The sequence below is a fragment of the Coriobacteriia bacterium genome (assembly GCA_034370385.1).
Taxonomy (GTDB): Bacteria; Actinomycetota; Coriobacteriia; order Anaerosomatales; family PHET01; genus JAXMKZ01.
The window spans coordinates 25292-49470 of the sequence record JAXMKZ010000041.1 but is presented as its reverse complement, the minus strand read 5'-3'; the positions used below and the strand labels follow the sequence as shown (position 1 = coordinate 49470).

Annotated in this window: 24 protein-coding genes; 13 read left to right on the top strand and 11 right to left on the bottom strand. The window is 66.4% G+C overall.

Annotated features, from left to right (window positions below; genetic code table 11):
• Positions 1-33 precede the first annotated feature (33 nt).
• The 3 genes from rarD to U1E26_08440 form a co-directional block, all read right to left on the bottom strand.
• Complete coding sequence (gene rarD / locus U1E26_08450) at positions 34-924, bottom strand: EamA family transporter RarD (protein ID MDZ4169671.1); 891 nt, start codon at positions 922-924, stop codon at positions 34-36.
• A 36-nt stretch (positions 925-960) separates the two neighbouring features.
• On the bottom strand, positions 961-3240 hold the full coding sequence (locus U1E26_08445) for a YCF48-related protein (GenBank protein ID MDZ4169670.1): 2280 nt from the start codon (positions 3238-3240) through the stop codon (positions 961-963).
• A gap of 96 nt (positions 3241-3336) precedes the next feature.
• A complete protein-coding gene (locus U1E26_08440) occupies positions 3337-4170 on the bottom strand; it encodes a DUF2817 domain-containing protein (GenBank protein MDZ4169669.1) in 834 nt (277 codons plus the stop codon).
• Positions 4171-4284: 114 nt separating this feature from the next.
• Between U1E26_08440 and U1E26_08435 the strand changes: the two genes are divergently transcribed.
• Positions 4285-4782 carry an Lrp/AsnC family transcriptional regulator gene (locus U1E26_08435; GenBank protein ID MDZ4169668.1) on the top strand — a complete coding sequence of 166 codons (498 nt, stop codon included), beginning with the start codon at positions 4285-4287 and terminating at the stop codon, positions 4780-4782.
• 7 nt (positions 4783-4789) lie between these two features.
• Here U1E26_08435 and U1E26_08430 read toward each other — a convergent pair whose 3' ends face one another.
• The 3 genes from U1E26_08430 to U1E26_08420 form a co-directional block, all read right to left on the bottom strand.
• Positions 4790-5452, bottom strand: coding sequence for a hypothetical protein (locus tag U1E26_08430; GenBank protein MDZ4169667.1), 663 nt, complete (start codon positions 5450-5452; stop codon positions 4790-4792).
• Between the two features lie 64 nt (positions 5453-5516).
• On the bottom strand, positions 5517-5987 hold the full coding sequence (locus U1E26_08425) for a hypothetical protein (protein ID MDZ4169666.1): 471 nt from the start codon (positions 5985-5987) through the stop codon (positions 5517-5519).
• Positions 5984-6748, bottom strand: coding sequence for a hypothetical protein (locus U1E26_08420; protein ID MDZ4169665.1), 765 nt, complete (start codon positions 6746-6748; stop codon positions 5984-5986). Before U1E26_08420 ends, U1E26_08425 begins: the two co-directional genes overlap by 4 nt.
• An 83-nt stretch (positions 6749-6831) precedes the next feature.
• Here U1E26_08420 and U1E26_08415 point away from each other — a divergent pair, with 83 nt between their 5' ends.
• Positions 6832-7782 (top strand): calcium/sodium antiporter, encoded by a 951-nt coding sequence (locus U1E26_08415; GenBank protein MDZ4169664.1) that lies wholly within the window; start codon positions 6832-6834, stop codon positions 7780-7782.
• Positions 7783-7800: 18 nt separating this feature from the next.
• Here U1E26_08415 and U1E26_08410 read toward each other — a convergent pair whose 3' ends face one another.
• From U1E26_08410 to U1E26_08395, 4 genes are all read right to left on the bottom strand, one after another.
• Positions 7801-8919: an ATP-binding protein gene (locus tag U1E26_08410; protein ID MDZ4169663.1), complete on the bottom strand. Its 1119-nt coding sequence runs from the start codon at positions 8917-8919 to the stop codon at positions 7801-7803.
• A gap of 5 nt (positions 8920-8924) precedes the next feature.
• Positions 8925-9614, bottom strand: coding sequence for a response regulator transcription factor (locus U1E26_08405; protein ID MDZ4169662.1), 690 nt, complete (start codon positions 9612-9614; stop codon positions 8925-8927).
• 123 nt (positions 9615-9737) lie between these two features.
• Positions 9738-10331 (bottom strand): hypothetical protein, encoded by a 594-nt coding sequence (locus U1E26_08400; GenBank protein MDZ4169661.1) that lies wholly within the window; start codon positions 10329-10331, stop codon positions 9738-9740.
• Between the two features lie 109 nt (positions 10332-10440).
• A complete protein-coding gene (locus U1E26_08395; GenBank protein ID MDZ4169660.1) occupies positions 10441-11640 on the bottom strand; it encodes a 4Fe-4S binding protein in 1200 nt (399 codons plus the stop codon).
• A gap of 281 nt (positions 11641-11921) precedes the next feature.
• On the opposite strand from U1E26_08395, the gene U1E26_08390 reads away from it, so the two are divergent.
• The 11 genes from U1E26_08390 (at position 11922) to U1E26_08340 (ending at position 23006) form a co-directional block, all read left to right on the top strand.
• Positions 11922-12914, top strand: a complete 993-nt coding sequence (locus U1E26_08390) for a substrate-binding domain-containing protein (protein MDZ4169659.1) — start codon at positions 11922-11924, stop codon at positions 12912-12914.
• A gap of 34 nt (positions 12915-12948) precedes the next feature.
• Complete coding sequence (locus tag U1E26_08385) at positions 12949-15690, top strand: hypothetical protein (GenBank protein MDZ4169658.1); 2742 nt, start codon at positions 12949-12951, stop codon at positions 15688-15690.
• Positions 15691-15711: 21 nt separating this feature from the next.
• Positions 15712-17727, top strand: coding sequence for a fibronectin type III domain-containing protein (locus tag U1E26_08380; GenBank protein ID MDZ4169657.1), 2016 nt, complete (start codon positions 15712-15714; stop codon positions 17725-17727).
• Positions 17728-17735: 8 nt separating this feature from the next.
• Positions 17736-18182: a hypothetical protein gene (locus U1E26_08375; GenBank protein ID MDZ4169656.1), complete on the top strand. Its 447-nt coding sequence runs from the start codon at positions 17736-17738 to the stop codon at positions 18180-18182.
• A complete protein-coding gene (locus U1E26_08370) occupies positions 18179-18760 on the top strand; it encodes a cobalt ABC transporter permease (GenBank protein ID MDZ4169655.1) in 582 nt (193 codons plus the stop codon). Before U1E26_08375 ends, U1E26_08370 begins: the two co-directional genes overlap by 4 nt.
• A 5-nt stretch (positions 18761-18765) precedes the next feature.
• Positions 18766-20604 (top strand): hypothetical protein, encoded by a 1839-nt coding sequence (locus U1E26_08365; protein MDZ4169654.1) that lies wholly within the window; start codon positions 18766-18768, stop codon positions 20602-20604.
• Entirely contained in the window at positions 20601-21245 is a 645-nt protein-coding gene (locus tag U1E26_08360) for a MotA/TolQ/ExbB proton channel family protein (protein MDZ4169653.1), read from the top strand. The genes U1E26_08365 and U1E26_08360 overlap by 4 nt, the downstream gene beginning before the upstream one ends.
• Before the next feature lie 76 nt (positions 21246-21321).
• Complete coding sequence (locus U1E26_08355; protein ID MDZ4169652.1) at positions 21322-21600, top strand: DUF2149 domain-containing protein; 279 nt, start codon at positions 21322-21324, stop codon at positions 21598-21600.
• An 11-nt stretch (positions 21601-21611) separates the two neighbouring features.
• Complete coding sequence (locus tag U1E26_08350) at positions 21612-22364, top strand: hypothetical protein (GenBank protein MDZ4169651.1); 753 nt, start codon at positions 21612-21614, stop codon at positions 22362-22364.
• Between the two features lie 71 nt (positions 22365-22435).
• A complete protein-coding gene (locus U1E26_08345; protein MDZ4169650.1) occupies positions 22436-22642 on the top strand; it encodes a TOBE domain-containing protein in 207 nt (68 codons plus the stop codon).
• A gap of 67 nt (positions 22643-22709) precedes the next feature.
• Entirely contained in the window at positions 22710-23006 is a 297-nt protein-coding gene (locus U1E26_08340; GenBank protein ID MDZ4169649.1) for a nitrogen fixation protein NifQ, read from the top strand.
• A 68-nt stretch (positions 23007-23074) separates the two neighbouring features.
• Here the strand turns inward: U1E26_08340 and U1E26_08335 are convergent, their stop codons facing one another.
• A complete protein-coding gene (locus tag U1E26_08335; protein MDZ4169648.1) occupies positions 23075-24178 on the bottom strand; it encodes an ABC transporter ATP-binding protein in 1104 nt (367 codons plus the stop codon).
• Between the last annotated feature and the right edge of the window lies 1 nt (position 24179).

Here is a 24179-nt window from a genome sequence, read left to right as displayed (position 1 = left end):
GCGCTCCACCCCGCGTCATGGGTGCCGGGGAGTCTACTCCGCCGTGACCGGGATCGGTGCTGTGGCCCTGCGCACCAGACCCTCGCCGGCGAAGATGGCCAGGGCCGCCCACACCATGCCGAAGCCCACGAGCGTATGCGCCGAAACGGTCTCGCGAAATACGAACACGCCTAGGAGAAACTGAATCGTGGGCGCGATGTACTGGAGGATGCCGATCCACACGAGAGGAATGGCGCGCGCGGCCGTGGCGAACAGCAGCAGCGGCACCGTCGTGACCACTCCGGCCCCTACCAGCAGCGCCAGAGTGCGCCAGTCAGAACCACCCAGATGCCCGGTGCCCGCACGCTCGGCCAGCAGCAGCACGGCCGCGGCCGGCACGAACAGGATTCCCGTCTCAAGCGCGAGCCCATCCACCGAACCGAGCGGCGCAGTCTTCTTCACGAGCCCGTAGGTGGCAAAGGTGAAGGCCAGCACCAGCGCAATCCAGGGAAGACGCCCGTAATCGAACGTGAGGTAGGCGACGCCCGCAGCAGCCAGACCGACCGCCCCCCACTGGGCGGGCCTCAGCCGCTCGCCGAAGAAGACAACCCCGAGCACTACGGAGAGCAGCGGGTTGATGAAGTACCCGAGGCTCGTCTCGACGACGAAGCCCGCATTCACGCCCCACACGTAGGTGAGCCAGTTGACGCCCAGCAGCAGCGCGGCGACCGCGTAGATGCCCAGGGTACGCGGCTTGAAGGCGACGGAGCGAAACGAGCGCACCTGGCCCAGCACCAAGAGCACGATGGTCAGCAGCACGCTCGACCACACGATGCGGTGACTTATGAGCTGGAGCGCGGGCACCTCGTGCAGCGCCCTCCAGTACAGCGGCAGCAGACCCCAGATCGCGTAGGCCCCGGCGGCCTGCCACACCCCTCTTCTCATGCGCTCGCTTTCGCCCGGACGCGCGCGAGCACCAACTCAGCGCACGTCGAAGTATCGGTATCCGGTCACGGTCTTGGCGTGATAGGCGTCCTCGTGAATCGCCCGCACCCGCCACCTGGTGCGGTACGGCAGCCGCCCGTCGAGGTAGTAGCTGCCTCGCTCGCCGACCCCGGGCTTCTGCACCGCTGTTCTCAGCGGATAGACCACCCGATAGGTGCCGTTGGCCAAGCGACGCGAGAACTCCAGCTTGGTGCCAGACCCCCCCGCATGACCGGGAGTGAGCGTACCAGAGACACGGAACGTGCGGTTCACGCGTTGTGGGCTGGCGACGTAGGGCACCGAGAGCACCGCACGGGGCTTGGCGACTCGTTTCGAAGCGAGAATCGCGCCCCCGTCGCCCACGGCGATGACCGATCCGCCGGCAACCGCATCGATACCCCACAGCTGACCGGCAAGCGATGGATCGTAGTAGCCTGCGAGCGTCGGAATGGACCACGTAGCGCCGCCATCCACCGTCGAGAGCACCGTCATGCAGCTCGTCGTCCGGTCACGGAAGACGTAGCCGGCGGCCCAGCCGGTACGCCCGTCCGCGAGAAAGCGAACGCCCATCAGCCCGCGGGCACCGCTCGAGAAGCGCTCCCAGCTCACACCGCCGTTGGTGGTCCGATACACGCCGCCGAAGGAATCGACGATCCAGCCGCGGTTGGCATCGATGAAGTCAACGGACTCCAGCGAACCGCCGCTCAACGGCACGACGACCCGGCTCCACGTGACCCCCGCGTCGACGGTCTTGAGCAGCGTGTCGCCACTGCCACACGCCCATCCGCGCGTGGCACTGGTGAAGTCGATGTCCCAGAGCGCTTCGAATGTGCCCGTCGTCTGCGTCGTCCAGCTGCTGCCGCCGTCGCTTGTCGCGTATACGCGTCCGTTCTGTCCAGCCATCCAGCCGTTCTGAGCATCCCAGAAGCTGACGGCGGTACCACCGCGGTCGCTCGCGAGTTCGTTCCACGTGGAGCCGCCGTCGGTCGTGCCGACCACGTAGTCGCCTTCAGTGGAGTCGCACACCGCCCACCCGCGCGAGGCGTCCACAAAGCACACGTCCTCAAACGAGCGGTCGACCGGAAGCGCCTGATGCGCCCAGCTCACGCCTCCATCACTCGTGTGCAGCATCGTGCCGCGCGGCCCAGCCGCCCACCCATGCAGCGGATCGGCGAAGTCGACGGCCCACAACCTCTCGCGCGTCACGGCCCCGATGCGCGTGGGCGAGAAGGTCGCCCCGGAGTCGTTGGTCGCCCGCGCCCATTCGCCCGGGTCGCCCAGTAGAAACCCGCTTGAGCTTGAGAGCATCTCGAAATCACGGTAGACCGCGGTGCGGTCCGTCCCTACCGCGGTCCACGTGTCTGGCTGACTGCCCGTCACACGGAACAGCTTGCCGTCCCCGGAGCGGGCCCAGGCCATCCCCGGGATGACCTCGAGATCAAGCAAGTCAACGGGACCGTCAACGGTCTCAGTGGCCCACGACGAGCCGCCGTCGCCCGTGCGATACACGAGCCCGCCGCCTGACGCATCTCCCAGCGCGTAGCCCACCTGAGAGTCAGCCATCTCCAGACGCGAGATCGAGATCTCAGGCAAGTCGGGCTGAAGTCCACGGCGTACGGTCCAGCTCGAGCCATTCCCGGAAAGCCAGACGTTGCTCGCCGAGAGCACCCACAGGTTCGTCGAAGACGTGCCGCCGATGCGCGTCGCATACGCGAGTTCGGCCGGCAGCGCCTGCGCGCGCCACGTCACCCCTCCATCAGTGGTCTTCGCCATCACGGGGGTCACCGGTCCGAATCCGCTGGTGGTCATTCCGATGACCCAAGCACGATTGGGGTCGTCGGGCGCGACGAAGACGCCGCGGTAGTCGACTTCGACACCGTGGGCCGTGGACGAGGGTCGCCGCCACGTGGATCCGTCCGTGGTCCGCAGGAGCGCACCCCCCTCACCCGCGGCGATTCCGCGCAGAGAGCTGGTCTGCACGACGTCGATCGCATCGAGATCATCGCCTCCCGTCTGACCGGACGACACGACCGTCCAGTTGGCGCCGGCGTCGGTCGTGCGCACGATCACTCCGCGTACGCCGGCCACCCAGCCGGTCGACAGGCTCGAGAACGACAGGGCGTGTCCGGCGTTGCCGGTGGGCAGCGGGTTCTTCCATGCCCAGTCGGATAGCATCGCCGGCGCGGGAGCCTGCCGGACCGCCAGCGCACTCGCCCCACTCGCAACGGTCGGCACGAGCAGCGCCAGGGCCAGAAGCAGTACCGTCCGGAATCGCATAGCGCTCCCCCTTCGTGCGTCCACACCCCTGGGCCTGAAGAATGACGCCCCGCTCCCCCGTATCTTGCGCCGAGCGCTCACCGGGTGTCCAACCCACTACCGAAGACAGCGGGCGATCCCGTCGCGCAGCCCCGAACTCATCGTTGGCGACTTGAGCTCGATCGTCACGATCGGGATGCGCTGATTGACCGAGAAGTACCGGCCCATGGACCCGGTGATCACGGAGTCGTAGCCCACATGCCCCAGGGGCAGGCCCGAAGGCTTCCCGATACGCGCGGCCAACGTGCGTGACCCGGGACCCGACGGGGAGATGAATCCGCCCCGCGAGTGCAGCGCCACCACTGCGGCGAACCGCTTCGGGCTCGCGTAGCGCAGGAGTGCTGCGGTCTCCGGCTCCGAGCCCGACCGCGTGCCGCCGGTGAGCCCTGCTCGCCGGGAGGGATCGCGGCGGCTGAGCTGCGTGCGCCAGTTGCCCGTGGGCAGGTTTCGGTTCAGGTCGACGCGCCGGGCGTTGCCGCGGGTGTTTCGGGCGACGCCATCGGGATTCAGCACGGCGATGACGTGGACCTCGGTCCCGCTGGGCACCAGAGACGGCCGAGCCTTCAAGGCCCGCACGAGGGCGAGCGCGACGTTGTCGCCCCACTCGTTGCCGTGCACGCCGCCTATGACAAGGAGACGTCGCTTGCCCGCACCGAAGCGATACGCCCGGATCGGCCGTCCACGCACGGAGCGCCCGATACTCCGCGCGCTCCAGGGCGTCACCGTGGGCGTGGTCTCGCCGGGAGACGGAGTGATCGTAGCCGGAACCGTCGTCGTGGGCGGCGCAGCTTCTGACAAAGCAGCGGAAGGCGTCGTCTCGAACGCTGACGAGGCAAAGGCCTGAGGCGCGCATGCCCACGCGAGCGCGACCGATGCAATCAGTGGTGTCACGTGCCTTGTTCGCAGAGGCATGGTGGCTCTCTCGTGTGTGATACTTGACCCGAAGCGTACTCGCACGATGCCGAGATGCCCATACCGTCAAGTTCTCTATTGCGAGGTGTGACTATGCGCAAACCGATCACGGCGCTGGATAAGAAGCTCATCGGCCTCTTTGCCGCCGACGGCCGCCTTCCGCTGGCTGAGGCCGCGAGCATGGCGGGCGTCTCCCGACCGACCGTGACTTCGCGTGTCAAAGCGCTCGTGGACGGGGGGGTGCTGCGGTTCGCCGCCCTTGTCGACGCATCGCGGGCAGGCGGACTCACCGTCGGGCTGGTGGGCGTGAAGCTCGATGGTCACCGGCTCGAGGAGACCGTCACCCGGATCGCCGATCTCGACGACGTGAGCTGGGCGGCGGTCGTCACGGGGCGCTACGACATCATCGCCCAGATCGTGACCGAGGGCGGCATGGACGGGCTGTACGACTTCGTCAACACGGGGCTCGACTCGGTGGGCGGCATCGCCTCAAGCGAGATGTTCGTCGTCATGAAGGCCACCGGCAAGTGGTCCTCACTGCCGCCGGGCCTGCTGCGTGAGTGGGGCGCTCCCGCCGACGCCAACGCGTAGGTCGCCCCTAGAGCACCGCGAAGCGCTTCCATGACGAGTACGACTGCGCGTGATTCACGCAGGCATGCGATGCTCGGACCCGCCACGAACCCACATCCACGCGCCTGAAGCTGCGACTGAAGGTCCACCGCGTGGTATCCGTGGCCCCGATCTGGGCGACTCCGGCGACGGCGGTGGTCAGCTTGCGCTCCCATCGACGCGTCCGCACGTTCCACCGTTCGAACTGCACGTCGATGTTGGGGCCGGGATGAACCGGTCGGATCGTACCCGTGAACGCGGCTGTGGTGTTCACGCGCACGAACGCCTTGGACGTGGGCAGCGAAAGCGGAACGTAGACCGGCACGAACACGGGCTCCGAGATCATGCCATCGACCTCGACGGTGTAGGTCGCGTTGCGGCGTGGGCGCACGATGAAGTGGTGCACGCCCGGGTCGGCGTAGGACGCCGGAACGGTGCCCAACACCGAGTATGAGGTGGCCCCCGGCGTGAGCATCTTGAACGTCGCCGCCGGCGACTCCGCGGTGAGAGAGGCGGTCAGTGTCACCACCCCGGGGTAGGTGACCTTCGCCACATCAGTGGTCAGAACGGGCGGCGCGAGCGCAACCGCAACCGACAGCGAACTGGCGAGCGCGGCAATCAACACCGCCGCGCCCAGGGTGGTCTTCTTCACGATCACAAGCCCCCTCGGAACACCGTGACAGGTACGTGCGGACACCCGCTATGACGCGGTCCGGCTAGCTTACCTTACGCGCACGGGACAGGTGCATGACCGACTCGGCAAAACCCATCGCCGCCGTACCCAGCACGACCGCCATCATCGTCGAAGCCGCGTTCGGCCCGATCAGCGCCATCGCGAAAGCCGCCAGTGACCAGGCCACCACCGTGACCCAAACGGCAGCGGCGGACGGCCTGACGATCGGCTTGTCTTCGCGCACTCCCATCTTGGCCGAGCGGCCGACAAAGACGCCGATCACCGCGCCGGCCACGATCACAAACGAGGCCGCCAGCACCGAGATGCCGAAACCCGCGACCCGTGACACCACGGTGGCGAAGACCACAGACAGGATCGGTGCCACGATAACGGCTCCTCGCACGTAGCGAGGTCGCGCCGCCCGCAGCCCGTAGAACACCAGCAGCAGCGACGCGAGCGCGGCCAGACCGACTTGTACCCACATCACGTAGCGTGAGATCTCGAGCGCGCTCATGACTGCTCCCCTCCATCCTTGGGAGACACCGTAGCAGGCGCTGCGTTCCCACTCGGGCCCTGCACTCGGAACTCGAACCAGCGAGCCAGCTCGTCGACGTCGAGCTTCGGGCCGAAGAAGATGAACATGAGGATCAGCATGATCGCCGCATACAGCCCGATCAGCGCCAGCGCCTGAGTCTGCTCGACGTCAGCGAGCGGGGCCTGTTTGGCTGGCGCCGCGAGAGCTGCAACCCCCTCCACCGTCTTGATCAGCTGCGCGCGCTGCTCGAACGGGGGCGGGCTTCCCTCGACCGGGTTCGCCAGGTGCCAGGCGACCGCGGCCTCCGGGTCCATGTCCGCCGAGACCCGCTCGGCGGATCCTTCGGCGCTGCCCGCATACCTGTCGAGCGCCGTGCCTGTTCCCGAACCGGTCGCCGTCCACCTCTCACCGTCACCGACGAACGAGATGTTCCCGTCGCCACTCAAGATGGCAGCGTAGATCGCCGGAACCGAAGGCGAGAGGAGCATCTGCTCCCCCTCCCAGGTCTCAGCGTCAGCGACCCGGACCGTGTAGCCTTCGGCGCCCAGGGTCAACACCGCTTGATCCCCTTCGCCGCGCGCGTACACGACGATGGGCACCTTCCGCCCGGTGTTGGTGGTCACCACCCCCGCGTAGGTACCCTCATAGCTTGGCTCCTGCGCCTGCAACGTGGCAGCAGCACCCAGCGCCACTGCCACGACGAGCCCGACAAGCAGGCCGCGCGACAGTACTGTTCGCATCGCGATCTCCCCCCTGCTGCGAAACGACCCAACACAGGTACAATACCCCTCTGCGCCCGGCTCTCCTCACGAAAAGGACCGACATGACCTACGTCTACGCGCTCAGCGGTTTCGTCCTCCTCTTCGGCGGCGGCGAGTTCCTTGTCCGGGGTGCCGTAGCGGTCTCGAAGCGGTTCGGCCTGTCACCGCTCCTCATAGGCATGACGGTGGTTGCCGGGTGCACGTCCGCTCCCGAATTGGTCGTCAGCATGAGTGCGGCACTCCAAGGCTCCTCTGACATCGCGGTCGGTAACGTCGTCGGCAGCAACATCTTCAACATCCTGGGGGTGCTGGGCGTTGCCGCGCTGATCACGCCCATCGTGATTCGTCCGTCCAGCCTGAGGCGCGATACGACCGTGATGCTCGCATCCGCAATCGGTCTGGCGTTGGTGGCCCAGTCGGGCGAGCTTGGACGCACGACCGGCGTCGTGCTGCTGATGGGCGTCGCGCTGTACGTGGTCCTCTCGTACCGAACTGAGCTCAAGAACCCGGAGTCGCCCGCAGCCGAACTCCACGAGCACGAAGCCGCCGAGATCGAGGGACCGCGCTCCATGTGGGTGGGGGTCGGCTACCTGCTGGGCGGGCTGGGCGCGCTCATCATCGGCTCCCGGTTCCTGATCATCGGCTCTACCGAGATCGCGCGCACCTTCGGTGTGTCTGAGGCGGTCATCGGCCTGTCGCTCGTCGCCGTGGGCACCTCGCTTCCGGAGCTGGCCACGAGCGTGGTGGCGGCGGTTCGCAAGCACTCCGACGTCGCGGTGGGCAACGTCGTCGGCAGCAACATCTTCAACATCCTGGGGATCCTCGGACTGACCGCCGTCATCCGCCCCATCTCGATCGCCGAGCAGATGGCTTCGGTCGATGTCTGGGTGATGGTGGCCGTCTCTGTAGCGCTCGTACCGTTCCTCATCTGGCGTGGCCGCATCGGGCGCATCACCGGCGTGGCGTTTCTCGCAGCCTACACCGCCTACATGCTGGTGCTCTTCAACGGCTGAGTGGCCGACGGGTCGGCCTCAGGCTTCTGCGTGCACGGGTAGCGAGAAGCCGACGGTCGTGCCCTCGCCGGGCGTGCTGCGGGCGAAGACCTCCCCACCGTGGTCGATGATGATCGTGCGCGAGATGGCCAGTCCGAGCCCCGCTCCGCCGGTGTCGGAGGCCCGCGCCGCATCGGCCCGGTAGAAGCGCTCGAACACGTGGGCCAGATCCTCGGAGTCGATACCGCGCCCCGTGTCGATGACGCTCACGACCGCTCGCCCCGCTTCGATGGCGAGGCTCACCCCGACCGTCCCGACCTCTGTGTGGCGCGCGGCATTCGACAGCAGGTTGCGCATGACTTGTGCAATTCGGCGTTCGTCGGCCAAGACGATGGTCGGCGCGTTCGGCCCTTGGTACGGGGCTAGCGTGACGCCTTCGCTCAGCAGTGCCTCGGCGCGCTCAGACTCGCGGCCCACAAGCACCGCAAGGTCGATTCCGCGCATGTCGTAGCCCAGATGCCCCGCCTCGGCCACGGCCAGTTCCTGCAGATCGTCGATCAGCGCTGACAGGTGAGCAAGATCCTCGACGAGCGAGGCCAGACGCGCATCGTCACGCGCCAAGACCCCGTCGACCATGCCCTCGGCCTGAGCCCGCGCAGCGGCGAGCGGGTTGCGCAACTCATGGGCGACGTCGGCGGTCATGCGCCGCCGGAGTTCTTCGGCACGCGCGAGCGAATCGGCCATCACGTTGAATGCCTCGCCGAGCGCCGCCACCTCAGCCGGGCCATCCACATCGACACGTCGGTCAAGATCTCCCCCGGCCAGGCCGTGCGCCGCGTCCTCTAAGCGCACGATCGGTCGGGCAAGGTATGCGGCAAGCGCCAAGGCGACGACCACCGAGACTCCGATGGCGACCAGAGAGGCTATCAAGACGCTGCGATCGACTCCGGAGACGAATGCCTGCTCGGCACCGGACAGAATCAAGCGACCCATGCGGCGCCCGCCACCGGTCCCCGACGCCGCGGGCAGAGACGACAGATAGTTCTCAAAAGCTGTTATGAGCGATGTGCGCGCGGCAAGTCCGACGATGCCCGCCGACACGAGCGAGACGCTCAAGATGGAAAGAAAGACCTGCGCCCTGAGAGAGAGCCGCCGCATCGAGATCACGCCTCCAGCTTGTAGCCGACGCCGAAGACGGTGCGAATGTAGCGCGGCTTCTTGGGATCGTCGCCGAGCTTCTTGCGGATGTTCTTCACGTGCGCGTCTATCGTGCGCTCGTAGCCCTCAAACGCGTCGCCGCTCGCGGCCTCCATGAGCTGGAGCCGTGTGTAGACGCGCCCCGGATGAGCTGCCAGCGTCAACAGGATGTCGAACTCGGTGCGCGTGAGCTCCACCGACTCGCCTGCAACACCCACCGAGCGGCGCTCCGGGTCGATGGCCAGATCCCCCACGGTCACCGGCGACCCTGCTTCGGCGCTGCGCGTGCAGCGGCGCAGAACCGCTTTCACGCGCGCAACCACCTCGCGCGGCGAGAAAGGCTTCACGATGTAGTCGTCCGCGCCGATCTCGAGTCCGACCAGTCGATCGACCTCGTCGCCCTTTGCCGTCACGAGGATCACGGGGACCCCTTCGGCCTGGAAGCGCCTCGTGAGCTCGATGCCATCGATACCGGGCAGCATGATGTCGAGCAGTGCGAGGTCCGGGCGCTTCGCAGCGAACCGCTCAAGCGCCGTCGGTCCGTCGTGCGCGGTCAGCGTCGAGTAGCCCGCAGCCGCTAGGTACTCAGCGAGCACCTCGACGATCTTCTCGTTGTCATCCACCACGAGGACGGTGGGCATGGCTTCTCCGCTCAACGGGCGTCTCCCTCGCAGTATCCCACGACGGGCGATTCGCGCCGCCATGACCTTACCTCAGTACATGCAAGGGGCGGGACCCACGAAGAGTCCCGCCCCTCATTTCCTTCAGCCGCGCGGACCTTACTGGGTGTCCGCCGGCGTCTGGGTGCACGTGCCGCCGTTGCGGCCGCCGCCAGCGCCCTGACCCTTGCCGCCACCGGCGCCCGAACCATCGCGCTTGCCCTGACCGCCATCGGCGCCCGAGCCGTCGCGAGCACCCTGACCGCCGCCCATGCCGCCGCGTACCGGCTCACCGGTCGCCTCGACGCGCTCAGTGACGCGCGTCGTCATGCGGGTGACGGCCGCATCGGCCTGGTCCTGGGTGATGGTGCCGTCGGCGACCTTCTTCTCCAGAACCTCGGTGCGGATCTTCAGTGCCTTGGCGACGACCGCCGTGGAGTCGACACCCTTGCTCTTGGCGATAGCCGAGAACGAGGCGCCGGCTTCACGCTGGTCGTGAACCTCTTCGGCGGAAAGGCCGGTGAGGCCTGCGACCACGTCGGCGATACGGCCGCCGGCGTCACGGACGACCGCGCCGAGGTGCAGGCCCAGCCCGGTGACCGTGCCGGTCGTCGTGTCGGCGGTCGGAGCCGCCACGCCTGTTGCCACGTTGCCGGCAACCACGCCGACCACGAGCGCTGCGGCCATGAGCGCCGCTACCCTTCTCATCTTCATCGTGCTCTCCTCTCAATACTGCGGGACCTAGCGTACAAGTTGAATCTACGCTTCGGGTTTGAACGGGTTATGAACGTCAGACGCGCGGTCAGTGAACCTTTGCAGCCGTCTACGGCGCCGCGAGCCGCTCGTCCACCCATGCCCGAACGTCCTCGGGCGAGAAACCGTAGGTATCCTTGATGTCCTTCATGGGCTGGCTCAAGGCCTCAGCGGGAACGCCGAACGTCGCGGTGAACTCCGCCGCCGGAATCCCCGTAGCCTCGGAGATCTCCGCGATGGACATGTAGCCCTTGATGAGGGTCGTATCGAAGCCGCCGGGCGCTGCGTCCGTTGACTCACCGAAGCCCTTGGCGCCGCCATGCTGCTCTATCGCCTCACCGAGAGTCGGCATGCGCCACTGGAACTGGCCCGCTGCTGTCGCCACTCCGACAAGGCTGAAGAGAAGCGCGACGACGATCACGGTCAGGGCGAGGGGAGACATTGAGCGCCCGCTGGGGGCCTTGACCTCAAGGGCACCGGCTGCGGGACAGGAGTTGACGCATTCGTTGCACGAGATGCACTCCGAGGAGCGAACCTCGTCAGCGGTCGCGACAGCGATGTTCATCGGGCAGGCCTGATCACACGCACCACAGTCGATGCACGCATCGGCGTCGCGCTTGATCCGGAATATGCTGACTTTCGACAGCAGCCCCAGCATCGCGCCCGTCGGGCACAGGTACTTGCAGAAGAAGCGTTCGTAGACGAGCGAGCCAACCAACGACACGACGAGTACGGCAGTGCCGATACCGAACTCGAGCATGAGCTCCGGTGACGTCAGGTGCGCGTAAGCGGCCCACGGGTCATAGGGGCGCATGACGAGCTCCGCCGCCTGCCAGGTCCACACCGTGAAAACAGCGAGCACTACGTACTTGAGGTAGCGGCCGGGCCTGTCCAACACTGATGGAATCGCCAGTCGACGCTTGAACAGCTTCCCGCCGATGGCGCCGAAGATGCCCTGCAGTGCACCCAGCGGACACAGCTGTCCGCAGAACGAGCGACGATAGACGAGTGCCATGCCTATCGTACCGACGAACAGCACCAACGCGCTCGCGGCGGTCCGCTTGATGAAACTGCCCGTCGTGATGAACGTGAACAAGGTCTCCAGCCCGCCGAAGGGGCAGAGCGCGTCTACGCCAGGGGGCTTGCCGACGTTGGTGCGCTGGTGCGCGATGGTGATGACCGTCATTCCCAGTAGTACCGCGCCGAGTATCGCCCACCGGACGATGCGCGAGCGCTCACGGGCAGCGCGGTCGGTTCTCTCCATTGCCATGTCTGCGATCCCTTTCGCCACTGGCCCCGCCGTGCGAGGCTCGTCTCATGCCCCCCACCGTATGGGCTGGATGTGAACGTGTAGTGAACGTGCGAGGTGGGAGTGGTGAACGGGCGCGCGGAACCTGACAAGGCGAACAATGGAGTCCGGGATCGCTGTCACACGCCGATTCCCGTGGGTTGTGCCTTCCGTCAGGAGGGAATACGCTAAACGAACCCCTAGGATAGGGCGCGGGCGTACCGGCACGCCGTGACGCGACCCATCCTCGACGGAGACGGCATATGCAACGGCTCGCGAGCATCGACCGACTCGAAACCCTCCATACGCTCGCGGAACCACATCGATTCGAGATTCTGCGGCGCATTCTCGAAGCGCCTAGCACCATATCGTCCCTGGGCATCGCCATGGGTCAGCACCCTGCGTGGGTTCGCCACCACGTCAAAGCCCTCGAGTCGGTCGGGTTGATTCGGCTGACCGAGGAGCGCACCACACGCAACTACACGGAGAAGTTCTATGGCGCGACGGCGTCCGCGTTCACCGTTTCGCTGCTTGTCAGGCCCGGGGTCGGCGACCGTTCGCGCATCCTCGCGATGGTGAGCGACGATTTCGCGGTCGAAGCACTCGCCGCCGGCCTTGACGACCGCGTCCACCTGTCAACGGCGGTGACCGGCAGCCTCGACGGGCTCGTCGGGCTGCGACAGGGACTCGCCGATATTGCCGGATGCCACCTTCTGGACGTCGATACGGGCGAGTACAACGTGCCGTACGTGCGCCACTTCTTCCCGGACCGCGACATCGCGGTTGTGACCGTCGCGCATCGCGAGCAAGGCCTCATCGTCGCGAGGGGCAACCGGCTGTCGCTGCACACGCTCGAAGACGTCGTCGAGAAGCGCGCGCGATTCGTCAACCGGAACAGAGGCTCCGGCACACGAATCTGGCTGGATCGCGAGCTGACGACGCTCGGCCTGAAGCCCCAGTCGCTCGTGGGCTACGACGTGCAGGTCGACACGCACGACGCCGCAGCCGCGCTGATCGCCGCCGGTCGCGCGGATGCCGCTGTATGCGTAGCGGTCGCCGCCGAGCATCACGACCTCGACTTCGTTCCGCTCTTTCGTGAGCGCTACGACCTTGTTATGACCAAAGAAGTGTATGAATCCGAGGAGGTTTCGCGTCTCCTGACTAGGATGCACACCCGACCGTTCAAGCGGATTGTGGCGGGACTCAGCGGATATGACTCGGCTTCTACCGGCGACGAGACCCTCGTCGCCGTCTGATTCGATGACCGACGGCACAGAAAGGGCAACGCACATGAAGTTACTCAGTAGGACGTTTGCGCGAGTGGTGCGCGCGTCGCTGGCGCTGGCATTGGCGCTTCCGGCGTTCGCGGCACAACCGGCAATCGCAGTCACTGCTCCCGTCGCGTTCCAGACCGACAACGGGAGCTACGTGGCGAACGACCACACGCCGATCGCGTTTCGCATCGTCGCTAGCACCACACCGACGACGCTGACGCCAAACGGTGTATACCGCGCACGTGCGCGTTTCTTGAAGAACGGAACCGACGCCGCCGCCACGAACCGCGGGTTCACGTGGAACGGCGTGACCAAGGCTTGGGCGGGCATCGACGCCGACTGGAGCGAGCTGCCCACCATCACCGCTAGCTCGACGGGCCTGATCTCCGGCGGCGACGCAGGCTGGGTCTGGGCGAAGTTCGGCGATGAGCGCGAGTCTGGCGCGTATTCGCTGCAGGTGCTCTTGCAGGAGGTCGCGACTCCGTCGGACATCTCTACGAGTTCGCTTGCGCCGATGACGGTGCTCGACATGGATACCAACGGCGCATTCGTGCACAACGCCGTGACCACGGGCTTCGCGGCAGACAAGCGCGCCGAGCTCACCGCCGAAGCCGCGACGGCGACCGTTTACTCGCTGTCAAAGACCGAGCCCAACCTCATCGACTCCGACTCCGATGGAGTCGTCGATGGTGAGGCGTGGGGTCCGGCAGGCACCTTGCCCGAGTATCGGCTTGCAGCGCCGATGAGCTTGCCGATGAATGTGCTGGTCAACCGGACGCGCGCCATCTCGAGCTACACGGCGGCTGTCGCCGACGTCGATATCGCGATGGGCGCGGCTGACATGGTGGCGCCGACGCGACCGGGCGCGCCGACCGCCGCGCCATCCAAGACCGACATCACCGTGAACTGGACGGCATCCTCCGACGCGAGCAGTGCCGTCCGGTACCTGGTCTACAAGTGGAAGGATGCCCTCGCGGGCGCGAAGTCCACGCCGGTGAAGTCGCTTGTCACCAGTCAGACCGGGACGTCCTACACGGATGCCGCCACCTCGGACGGCGACGTGTACAACTACGAGATCCGAGCGGTCGACGCTTCCTCGAACGTCAGCGCGCGCTCCACGACCGTAGCTTCCCGCATCGATACCATCGCTCCGGCGCTCACCGCCACAAACAACGGCAACACGAGCGCCACCAGCTTCAGCCTCGTCGCCACCGATGGCGCGCTGGGCTCGGGCGTCAAGAATATCCAGTACAGCATCCTCACCGGTGCCGCGCGCACCGCGACGGTCACCGCCAGCGCCGCGACGACCATCACCTCGACGGTGACCACGGTCGGCGCACACACCCTCTTCTGGCTGACTGAAGACAACGCCGGCAACGTCCGCGAGGGCTCACAGGCGTTCTCCGTCGTCGCCGACACCGCAGGGCCGTCCGTTGTGGCCACGCTGACCGGAACCAACACCGCGAACGCCGTGTTCCAGATCTCGGCGACCGACGCTGGCCGCGGCGTGTCGGGCCTGCAGTACCGCCTCAATCCGACGCCCGGTACCACCGTGACGGTGCCCGGCCCCAGCTTCACCGCGACCCGCGCCATCTCGGCGCCGGGAACATACTCGGCGAGCTGGATCGCGTCCGACGTGGTCGGCAACTCGGCGACCGGTACGCTCACGTTCGCTGTCGTCTCCTCCGACACGGTTCCGCCTGTGACGACCGCAGCGACGATCCCGGCTGGCTGGAGCACGACGCCGGTCACCGTCACGCTCAGCGCGGTCGACACAGGTACCGCCGTAGCATCCACTCACTACCGCTTGAATGGCGGCTCCACGCTGACTTACACGGCGCCGCTTACGTTCTCGACTGATGGTACGACGACCCTGGAGTACTGGTCGGTCGACACCGCTTGGCCCGCGAACACCGAGGCGACGAAGACGGCTACGATTCGCGTCGACCGCACGAGTCCGGTTGTGGGCGCTGTAGGCCAGAGCGCTGCGGGTACCGCTACCGCCAGCGCATCACCGTCTGACGCCACCTCGGGTATCGACTGGACGCGCTACCGCGTCAACGGCGGCGTATTGACGACGGGTACCACCGTGTCTGTCACGACCCCGGGCACGTCGACCGTGGATTTCGTCGCCTCGGACAAGGCCGGCAACACCGCGACGGAGACGGTGAACGCGGTTGTCACAGAGCAGCCGACGCTCACGCGACGCGCTACGTCCAGCCTCACCATCGGGACCCGTGCCGCAGTGGTGGGCACCCTGACGGCACCCACCCTGTCGACGGCGGGGGTTCAGGTACGAGTCGAGTACCTCAAAGACGCGACGTGGGTCCCGTACACGGGTGCCACCGCTGTCACCGCCGCTGACGGCACCTACCGCCTGTACTTCAACCCGACTCGCAACCTGAGACTGCGCATCGCTTTCCTCGGCGCTGGGGCGCTGGCGCAGGCCACGTCGCCGGAGTACTCGCTCAGGGTGAAGGCGAAGATCAACCTGCGCTCAGTGGCGACTCAGCGGGCAAGCAGGCCGTTCTACGCGTACGCAACACTGGCTCCTGCGCACCAGTCCTACGTGTACTTCCGCGTCTACAAGAAGATCGGATCGACCTACCGCCTCTATCGCACTGTCAGAGTGAAGTCCGGTCTCACTTTCCGTGCACGGTTGTCGCTGCCAGCCGGCCTATACCGTATTCAGGCCAGCCATAGCGATGCGACGCACATCTCGAGCGTGAGTGCCTCACGGTACTTCCGCGTCCGTTAACCGAGTGGAGGCGCGCCCCCTGTGAAAACGACCGCGTGCACCAGCAGATCACTCCTCGCGATACTCGCCGGAGTTCTGACGCTCGTGCTCGCGATGCCCTTGGCATCGGCGTATGCGGCAGGCACGTACACAGGGGGCGCCCTCCCCACCTCGACCATCATGGTCCCTAACGATCACACTCCCGTTGTAATCGGCTTCTCGGCAGCAGGACTGGATCCGAACGCCGGCTATCGGCTCAAGGTGCGGCTCAGCCCCGCTCCTGAGCCGATGAACATCCAGAACCGTGGCTGGACCTGGAACCCCGTCACGCGACAATGGGTCCAGGAGCGGGAGCAGGACAGGAACCGCTTCCCTCTAATGACCACCGATCCGACCGGTTCGATTCCCGAGGGTTGGGCGGCCTTCGCCTTCGGGGATGAAGCGATGTCGGGCCGCTACTACATCCTGGTCTCCCTGAACCTGGAGAAGGGGGCGACCTTCAACGGCAGCGCACCTTTCGCTGTCGACGTCTTCGACGTCGAGACCCAGGGTGCGAGGCTCCACAACGCCGCGGCCACCGGACTGCCCGCAGGAACGCTCGTCAAGGCAGTGCGACGTCTCGATGGTTCCACCGTCGCGGCCTCGCGGACTGAGACCGACGGCGTCGACGGCGACGCGAACGGTCGCACCGACGATGAGGATCACGGCACGCCCGGGTCGCGCGGGGACTACTCACTTTGCGTGCCCCTGAACACTAGTGTCGACATCGTGTCGGGAACGACCACACTCGTTGCGGGCATCACGCTCACGCGGCCGGACGAGGACATCGCGATAGGCGCCACCGACATGAGCGCGCCTACAACAGCGACGAATCTCACGGCCACGCCACTCGACCGCCGAGTCAGGCTCTCCTGGAGCCCCGCTCTCGACAACACCAAGGTGTCTAAGTACCTCGTGTACCGGTGGATCGAGCCTCCGCTTGGCGTGCCGTACTCGGTGGCGAAGACCCTCATCGGCTCGACATCCCAGACGACCTACGACGACGCGACCCCTCTTGGCGGGCTGACGTACCACTACGAAGTACGCGCCATGGATACCGCTACCAATGTCAGTGCTCGCTCGAACCCCGTGGCCGCTACGACCATCGCCCTGCCTCCTCGCGTGCGAGCCGCGACGTCGCCAACCAAGCCGAACGGCGCAGCCGGCTGGTTCAGGAAGACCGCACCGTATGTCTCCCTGTTCACCGACCGAGGACGCCTGTTCTACTCGTGGGATTCGTCCACCAGCGTCTACGCCACGTACACAGCGCCACTACGAGCGCCACAGGGTGCCCGAAAGCTCTTCTACTACGCCGCAGACAGCAGCGGCAACGAATCCGCGATCGCGAGCATCTCGGTCAAGACCGACACGCGGACTCCGTCGACCACACTCTCGGCCCCTGCCATCTCGACGCGCACGTCAACGGCTCGAGCATTCGTCGTCTCCTTGACATCGGTGGACGCGACTCCCTCGTCGGGCACGCTGCGCGACCTCGAGTACCGCACGTCCGCAACCGCGCCGTGGCGTCGGCTCAGAACACGCACGGCTGCGCAGGCGGTGACCGTCACTGCCCCGACCGGAGCCACGTATCGGTTCCGGGCGCGCTCAACGGACACCGCCGGCAATGTTGGCGCATGGTCCGCCACACGAACGACGGTCATACCCTACGATGACGTGAGCGCACGCTACTCCGGCGCATGGCGCTCCGAGATCGCGACCGCCTCGTACGGTGGCCGTTCACGAGTCACGACGGCCGCGGGTGCATCCGCCACCTTCACGTTCTCCCGCGGGACCGAGGCTCACCTCATCACCTCGAAGGGTCCCGATCGCGGACGGGTGCGCATCTATCTCGACGGGCGTCTCGCGGGAACCTACGACCTCTACGCGGCGACCGAACGGCCCCGGGCCGAAGTCCGCATCGGCCGACTCTCTGGCGCGGGTCGCCACACGATTCGCATCGTCACGTTGGCCGGCACCGGACGGCGCGTTGACGTCGACGGACTCGCCGTGAAGCGCTAGCTCCGTCCATGCCACGCCCAAGGACCGCGCTCGCATTCGCAATCGTCGCAGGGGCACTCGTTCTCCTCACGCTCGCAGCGTGGGGCCTCGACCTGCGCGCGCGCAAGGCGGCCGGCCCGTACCACGTCACAGTCGAGAAGTCGGGACGCGAAGTGGCGAGCTACTCGATTGAAGAACTGCGTGCGCTCGGCATGCGCAAGGTCGTCATGGACGGCAAGCTCGAGGAGGGTCCGCCACTGCTAGCCGTGCTCGCGGACGCCGGTGTCGCGGAGTTCACGTCGGTGACCGTCACAGGTCCGGGAGTCCGTGATTCCGGCACCATCACCCTGGCACGTCGCGACATCGATGAAGACGTGTTGCTCGACTTCGCGCTTCGTGGAACGACCAAGCTATGCGGGCCTGAGATCGAATACAGCGCACGCGTCCGGGACGTCGAGCGGGTGATCGTCGAGTGACCGACGAAACGGCTCGGCCCAGACAGCCGTGGGGTCTGCCCCTGCGAGCGCGCGTCATCGTCGCGCTGGTCGCCGCCCTCATCATCGGGGCGAAGTTCTACCTGCGCATGCCGATACACGTGCCGGGGCATTCAGGTGTCTTCTGGATGGCGCTTCTGCTTATCGGTGTCGGCGTCGTGGGGCGCCCGGGTACCGGGACCCTGATCGGGCTCATCTCGGGGCTGCTCGCCGTCATCATCCTGCCCGGCCGCGAGGGGATCTTCGTCGGCGTCAAGTACTTCGTGCCGGGCCTCATCGTCGACGTGTTGACGCCACTGTTGGGCGGGCGTCTGGACCGCTATCCGGCGGCGGTCATCGTCGCTGCAGCCGCGCACATGGGTAAGCTCACCGCATCGTACCTTCTCGGCCTCGCACTGGGCGTTCCCGGCGGGTACCTCGCCATCGGACTCGGCTTCGCGGCAGTCACTCACCTCGGATTCGGTGCCCTCGGCGGAGTCGCCGCGGCGTTCGTCCTGCAGCGCCTAAGCCGCGCCGGTATGTTGCCCGATGCGACACCGAGCACCGAGGTAGCCTCATGAGGCGAATGGCCACAACTCGAATCAAGGCGACACCGACCCTCTACTTCGTGCTCGCGCTGCTGCTCGTCGCAGGGATCAGCGTCACTCGGCCACTGAGCGCTGGGGCAACCACGTGGCGCGCGACCACCGGCTCGACTCCGTTCGCGGGGACCGCGAGCGGCGTTGAGGTGACGACAGTTGCCGGTGTACCGCGTGTGCAGCTGCAACGCCGTGTGCTCTGGGAGTACACGCGACCGGGCGTCCTGATGATGGAACCATTCTCCGCAGAGGTGCTCGGCAACGGCAACATACTGATCGCAGACCGCTACAACGTGGCGGTCACCGAAGTGACTCGTTCGAAGCGCATCGCCTGGTCCTACTCCAAAGCCGACGACCCGCGGTTGCTGAACCCGTATTCGGCACAGCGGTTGCCGAACGGCAATACGCTGATACTGGATCGACGAGCGGACCTCGTGCTGGAGGTGGCGCCCGACAAGCGGGTCGTCTGGCAGTACGGCGCCCAGATCGACTCACTCGCACCTGGCTCGGTCGTCGACCCCTACTCAGCGACACGACTGGCGAATGGCAACACGCTGATCTGCGACAACCGGTTCTCAACGCGGGTCATCGAGGTCCGGACCTCCGATTACGACGCCGATGCGCCGGCGTACGGCTTCACCCGATCGAGCATCGTGTGGCAGTATGGCCGCGACAACGATCCGGGCACGGGGCCGGGCATGCTGTCCTCGCCACGTAAGGCATCCAGACTCGCCAACGGCAATACGTTGATAGTCGACGCGGCGGATCAGGCGTACGCAGGCAACCGGGTCATCGAAGTCACTCCGAGTGGCGCAGTTGTGTGGCAGTACGTGTTCGAAGGCACCGGCGACAGCCAGCCGAAGCCCTCCGACGCGGTTCGCTTGCCAAACGGCAACACGGTGATTGTCGAAGAAGACGGCGTCGGACGAATCATCGAGGTCGACGCCGCAGGCGAGATCGTCAGCACGATCCCTATTCCCGGTGTCGCTGACGCCTCGCTCACTTCGAAGGTGCGCTCGGTGCAGCGCACCGCCTCCGGCTCGTATCTGCTCGCCGATCAGGGCACCAAGCGAATCATCGAAGTCGGCTACCCGACGAGCGGCACGTTCACTTCGCCATCGCTCGACCTCGGACTCCCTGGGGTGCGCAAGGTCGTGCCGTCGGGCTCGCTGGCCGCGGACCAGCCGGCCGGAACCTCAGCGCGGCTCGAGTACTCGCTCGATGGCGGGGCGTGGCGGGCGGCCAGCAGCCTGTCGAAGAACAGCATCGGCAGACTCATCCGGTACCGAGTTCGGCTCTCGACGACAGACCAGGGCTCAACGCCGTCGGTCACCCAGGTGCAGTTCTCCGCCTCCCCCGCTCCGGCCACCGGCCCTGACCCGGGTGACGGTACCGGTTCCGGCGGCGGTTCGGGTTCGGGTTCGGGCTCTGGTTCCGGCAGCGGCTCAGGTTCAAGCACGGGCGCGGGCTCTGGCACGGGCTCAGGCAGCAGCTTCAGCGGCGGCCCGATGACCTTCGGCGCTCCGTACGATGCGGCTGTTGCGACCGCGCCTGCCGCCACGTCGGACCAGTTCGCCGCCGAAGGTCCGGCCGTGCTCACGGGTCCCCAGTACGCCGCTGGCAACCTGCTGACCCCAATCGGTAACGAAGCCGGCGACGGCACACCCGGCGGAGGCCCGACCTCGAATCAGCAGCTGACCATCAGCGTCGCATTGGCGTTGGTTGCGCTCGCGTATACGATTGGCGCTACCGCTGCAGCGTCGGGGACGCCCAGACGGGTCTTCCGGATAGCGCTGTCAGCGCTGACACTGAGGGAGTTGAGATGACGGGTTTGGGCGAGAAGCTTGGCTACTACCTGACGCACCCTGAGGCGATCATCTACGGGGTCGCGACAGCACTCCTCTACCCGGTCCTATTCCTTGAAGTGTTCGCGCTGCTCGTCGCCGCGTATGAAGCGGGTCGATTCTGCGTGGAGGTGTTCAAACGCCGGAGGGCGCGCAAGAAGCTCGACGTCGAAGCCGCCGCGGTGGCCGTGGCCCAGGCGACGGGCACCGACAAGCGAACCGCTGCGCTCGGGTTTTTGGGCTCGATGGGGCCAAGCCCGATCGCTCGGACGGTCGCGAGTTCGCTGGAGCATCAGTCGACGGTCACGCGCTCGCACGTTCTGAAGGCGCTGGCCGATGCGGACCTCGAGTCGGTCAGGGTCCTCGAGCGCACACGAATGCTCATGCGCGTGGGCCCGATACTCGGCCTCATGGGTACGCTCATCCCGATCAGCCCGGCGCTCGTGGCTCTGGCCAGCGGCGACGTTCAGCAGCTTTCGGACAACCTCGTGATCGCCTTCTCCACCACCGTCGTGGGTCTGCTCATCGGATCCATCGGCTACATCGTCACGGCGGTACGGGATCGTCATCACCAGCAGGACCTCACCGACATCGAGTACGTGTTCGACCACTTGGGAGGGTGACATGCGCAGCACCGGTGCAGACACCAGTTTCCTCAGCCGCCGACGCAGACGCTCAGGGGACGGTCACGGAGACCCGATGGACGCGATGGGAAACCTGTTCGACGTGGCGATCCTGATCGGCGTGGGCTTCATGGTCGTGGCCCTGTCGAGCTTCGGGCTGCAAGAGATCCTCTCTGCCGACGAGATGACCATCGTGAAGAACCCCGGAACGCCTGACATGGAGGTCATCCGCAAGGAGGGCAAGGAGATCGAGCGCCTGAAGGTCACCGACCAGCCGGCGGAGGGCATGGGTACACCTGTAGGCACGGTCTACCAACTCGAGGACGGTCGCACCGTCTGGGTACCGGGACAATAAGGGAGTCCGCTATGCGCGCATTCGTATGCTTCGATGACACTGACAATCTCGGCGCACCACGTGGCACCGGCAAGCTCGTGCGCTGGTACGAGGACGAGCTACCCGATGGGTGCAAGCTGTGGGGCGTCGTCCGCCAGCAGCTGTTGGTGCACCCGGACATCCCGTACACCTCGCACAACAGTTCGGCATGCGCCGTCGTCGAGGTGCCTGATGCCGCCATCGTCGAAGAGCTCATCACCCGCGCCATTGCCCACGTGGAGCTTCACGCCCTCGAAGGAAGCGACCCGGGCGTGTGCGTCGCGCTCGAGGATAACCCGGCGATCCCCGTGCTCACGGAGTTCGGCCGACGCGCTGCCGTCTCAGTCGTGACGCAAGCCGACGCGATCGCAGCAGCATCCGGTGCCCACCTTTCCGGCCACGGCGGTACGAACGACGGGATCATCGGCGCGGCTGCGGGCGTGGGCCTGACCGCGTGGGGCTGGTCCGGCCGGTTCGTGGAGTTCGGCCGGCTGCGCGATCATCCAGCCGAGGTGACGGTCGGCGAGCTTGAGGCGGCCGGCATGCTCGTGCTCCCGGTGGACCGCAACGTCGTATCGCCGAAGCTCGGCGACATCGTGGAGACGGCTGACTGGCTCCGTCCGCGCCTGTGGGGCGGGCGCCCTGCCGTTCCCGTGATGTTCGCGAGCGAGAATCGGTGGCTCGCTATCGGCAAACAGCCTTCGGAGGCGCCCGGACAAGAGAAACCCGGGAGCGCCCCTGAGTGATCCACCGCGCAGGCGACAGGCCTGAAATGGGCATAAACCCCTTGCAAGGTTCACCTCGGAAGGAGTTGGCTATGAAGCTTTCAGCTCGTAACCAGATTCGCGGTGTCGTTTCAGAGATCAAGGAAGGCGCCGTCGAAGCACAGGTCGTTCTAGACGTGACAGGGCAGCGGATCACAGCCGTGGTCACGATGGATGCGGTCAGGGATCTGGGCCTCACCGTCGGCAGCGAGGCCGTGGCCATCATCAAGGCCGACCACGTCATCCTCGGCGTCGACTAACCCGACTCGCACCCAAGCAGCGACCGGCCACGCAAGCCAACGAGGCCGGTCGCTGTTACATCCCTCGATGGCTGACCGACACCCCATTCCCCCGCAAAGGCAAGACGAGTACGAACAACTCGTCTTGCTGCTCATGGCTGACGCAGGAGATGACCCAGACACGCGAGACCGCGCCGACTGGATAGCGCGCTCGGCGCTGCAGCCCGGGCACCTGTGGCGTTCGATGGGCCTCTCCGGTCGGGACGAGCTTCGAGCGATGATGCGCGAGAGCTTCCCGACCCTCTACGAGGCCAACACCAAGGACATGCGCTGGAAGAAGTTCCTCTACAAACGGCTGTGCGGTTGGAGCGGGTTCAGCACTTGACGCAACCCAAGCTGCACCGGGTGTGACGGCTACGAGGAGTGCTTCGGAAGCGAAGAGTGAGGCTCGGTCTACCGGGTCGCAACGCGCACCGCGGTCGCCTTGAATACGGCCGTGAGTCGGGCGCCGGGCTCTACGCCCAAGGCCTTCGCAGACCCGTGGCTGATGCTCGAGGCGAGGCGGAAGCAGCCCGCGTCGAGCACGACGCGAACCGCCGCCCCCTGAGGGATGACGCGCACGACGGTGCAAGCGAGCTGATTGCGGGCTGAGCTGAGCGGGATCTCGACGCCGTCTTCGAACAGCATGACGTCCTCGGGGCGCACGCCGAACACGACCTCGGTATCGGTAAGGAGATCCGTGACCGCAAAGACTTCACCGCTTCCACACGTGAGCGTCGCAACTCCGTTGGCGTACGTCGTGACCCGACCGACCACCGGCGGCTCCGTGCCGACGAAAGCCGCCACCCAGTCATCGCAGGGAAGTGCGAGCACCTCATCGGGCGCCCCCTCGGCGACGATGCGGCCGTCACGCATGACACCGATCCGGTCCGCAACAACGGCAGCCTCGTCCTGATCGTGCGTGACATACAGCGCCGTGACGTCCTCGGACGACAGGATTGCCGCGAACTGGTCGGTGAGGTCGCGCTTGAGTACCGGGTCCAGGTACGACAGCGGCTCGTCCAGCAGCAGTAGATTGGGTCGCAGCACGATCGCGCGGGCCAGGGCGACTCGCTGTGCTTCCCCGCCGGACAACGTCAGCGCAGGCCGCTTCTCCCAGCCTCCCAGTCCGACGGTCTCAAGCGACGCCGCCACGCGCTCCGCGCGTTCCGTACGCGGCACGCCGCGAAGCTTGAGCCCATACGCAACGTTGTCGCCCACCGTGCCCCTGAGCAGGTGCGGCTTCTGAAAGACCGCGGCGATGCGGCGACGTGCGGCCAGATCGGCCCTGGCCACTTGCTCGCCGCCATAGAGGACCTGACCGCTGGTTGGCTCCTCGAGCAGTCCGAGAACTCGAAGAAGAGTCGACTTGCCCGCGCCCGACGAACCCAGCAGCACGTAGGTTTCAGAGGGAGCGAGTTCGATGTGGTCGACATCGAGGACGGTGCGGCCCGCGTACGTGACGGTGAGTCCGCGCGCCGAAACCGCGGTCGCGGAACGAACGTGATCGGCACCCATC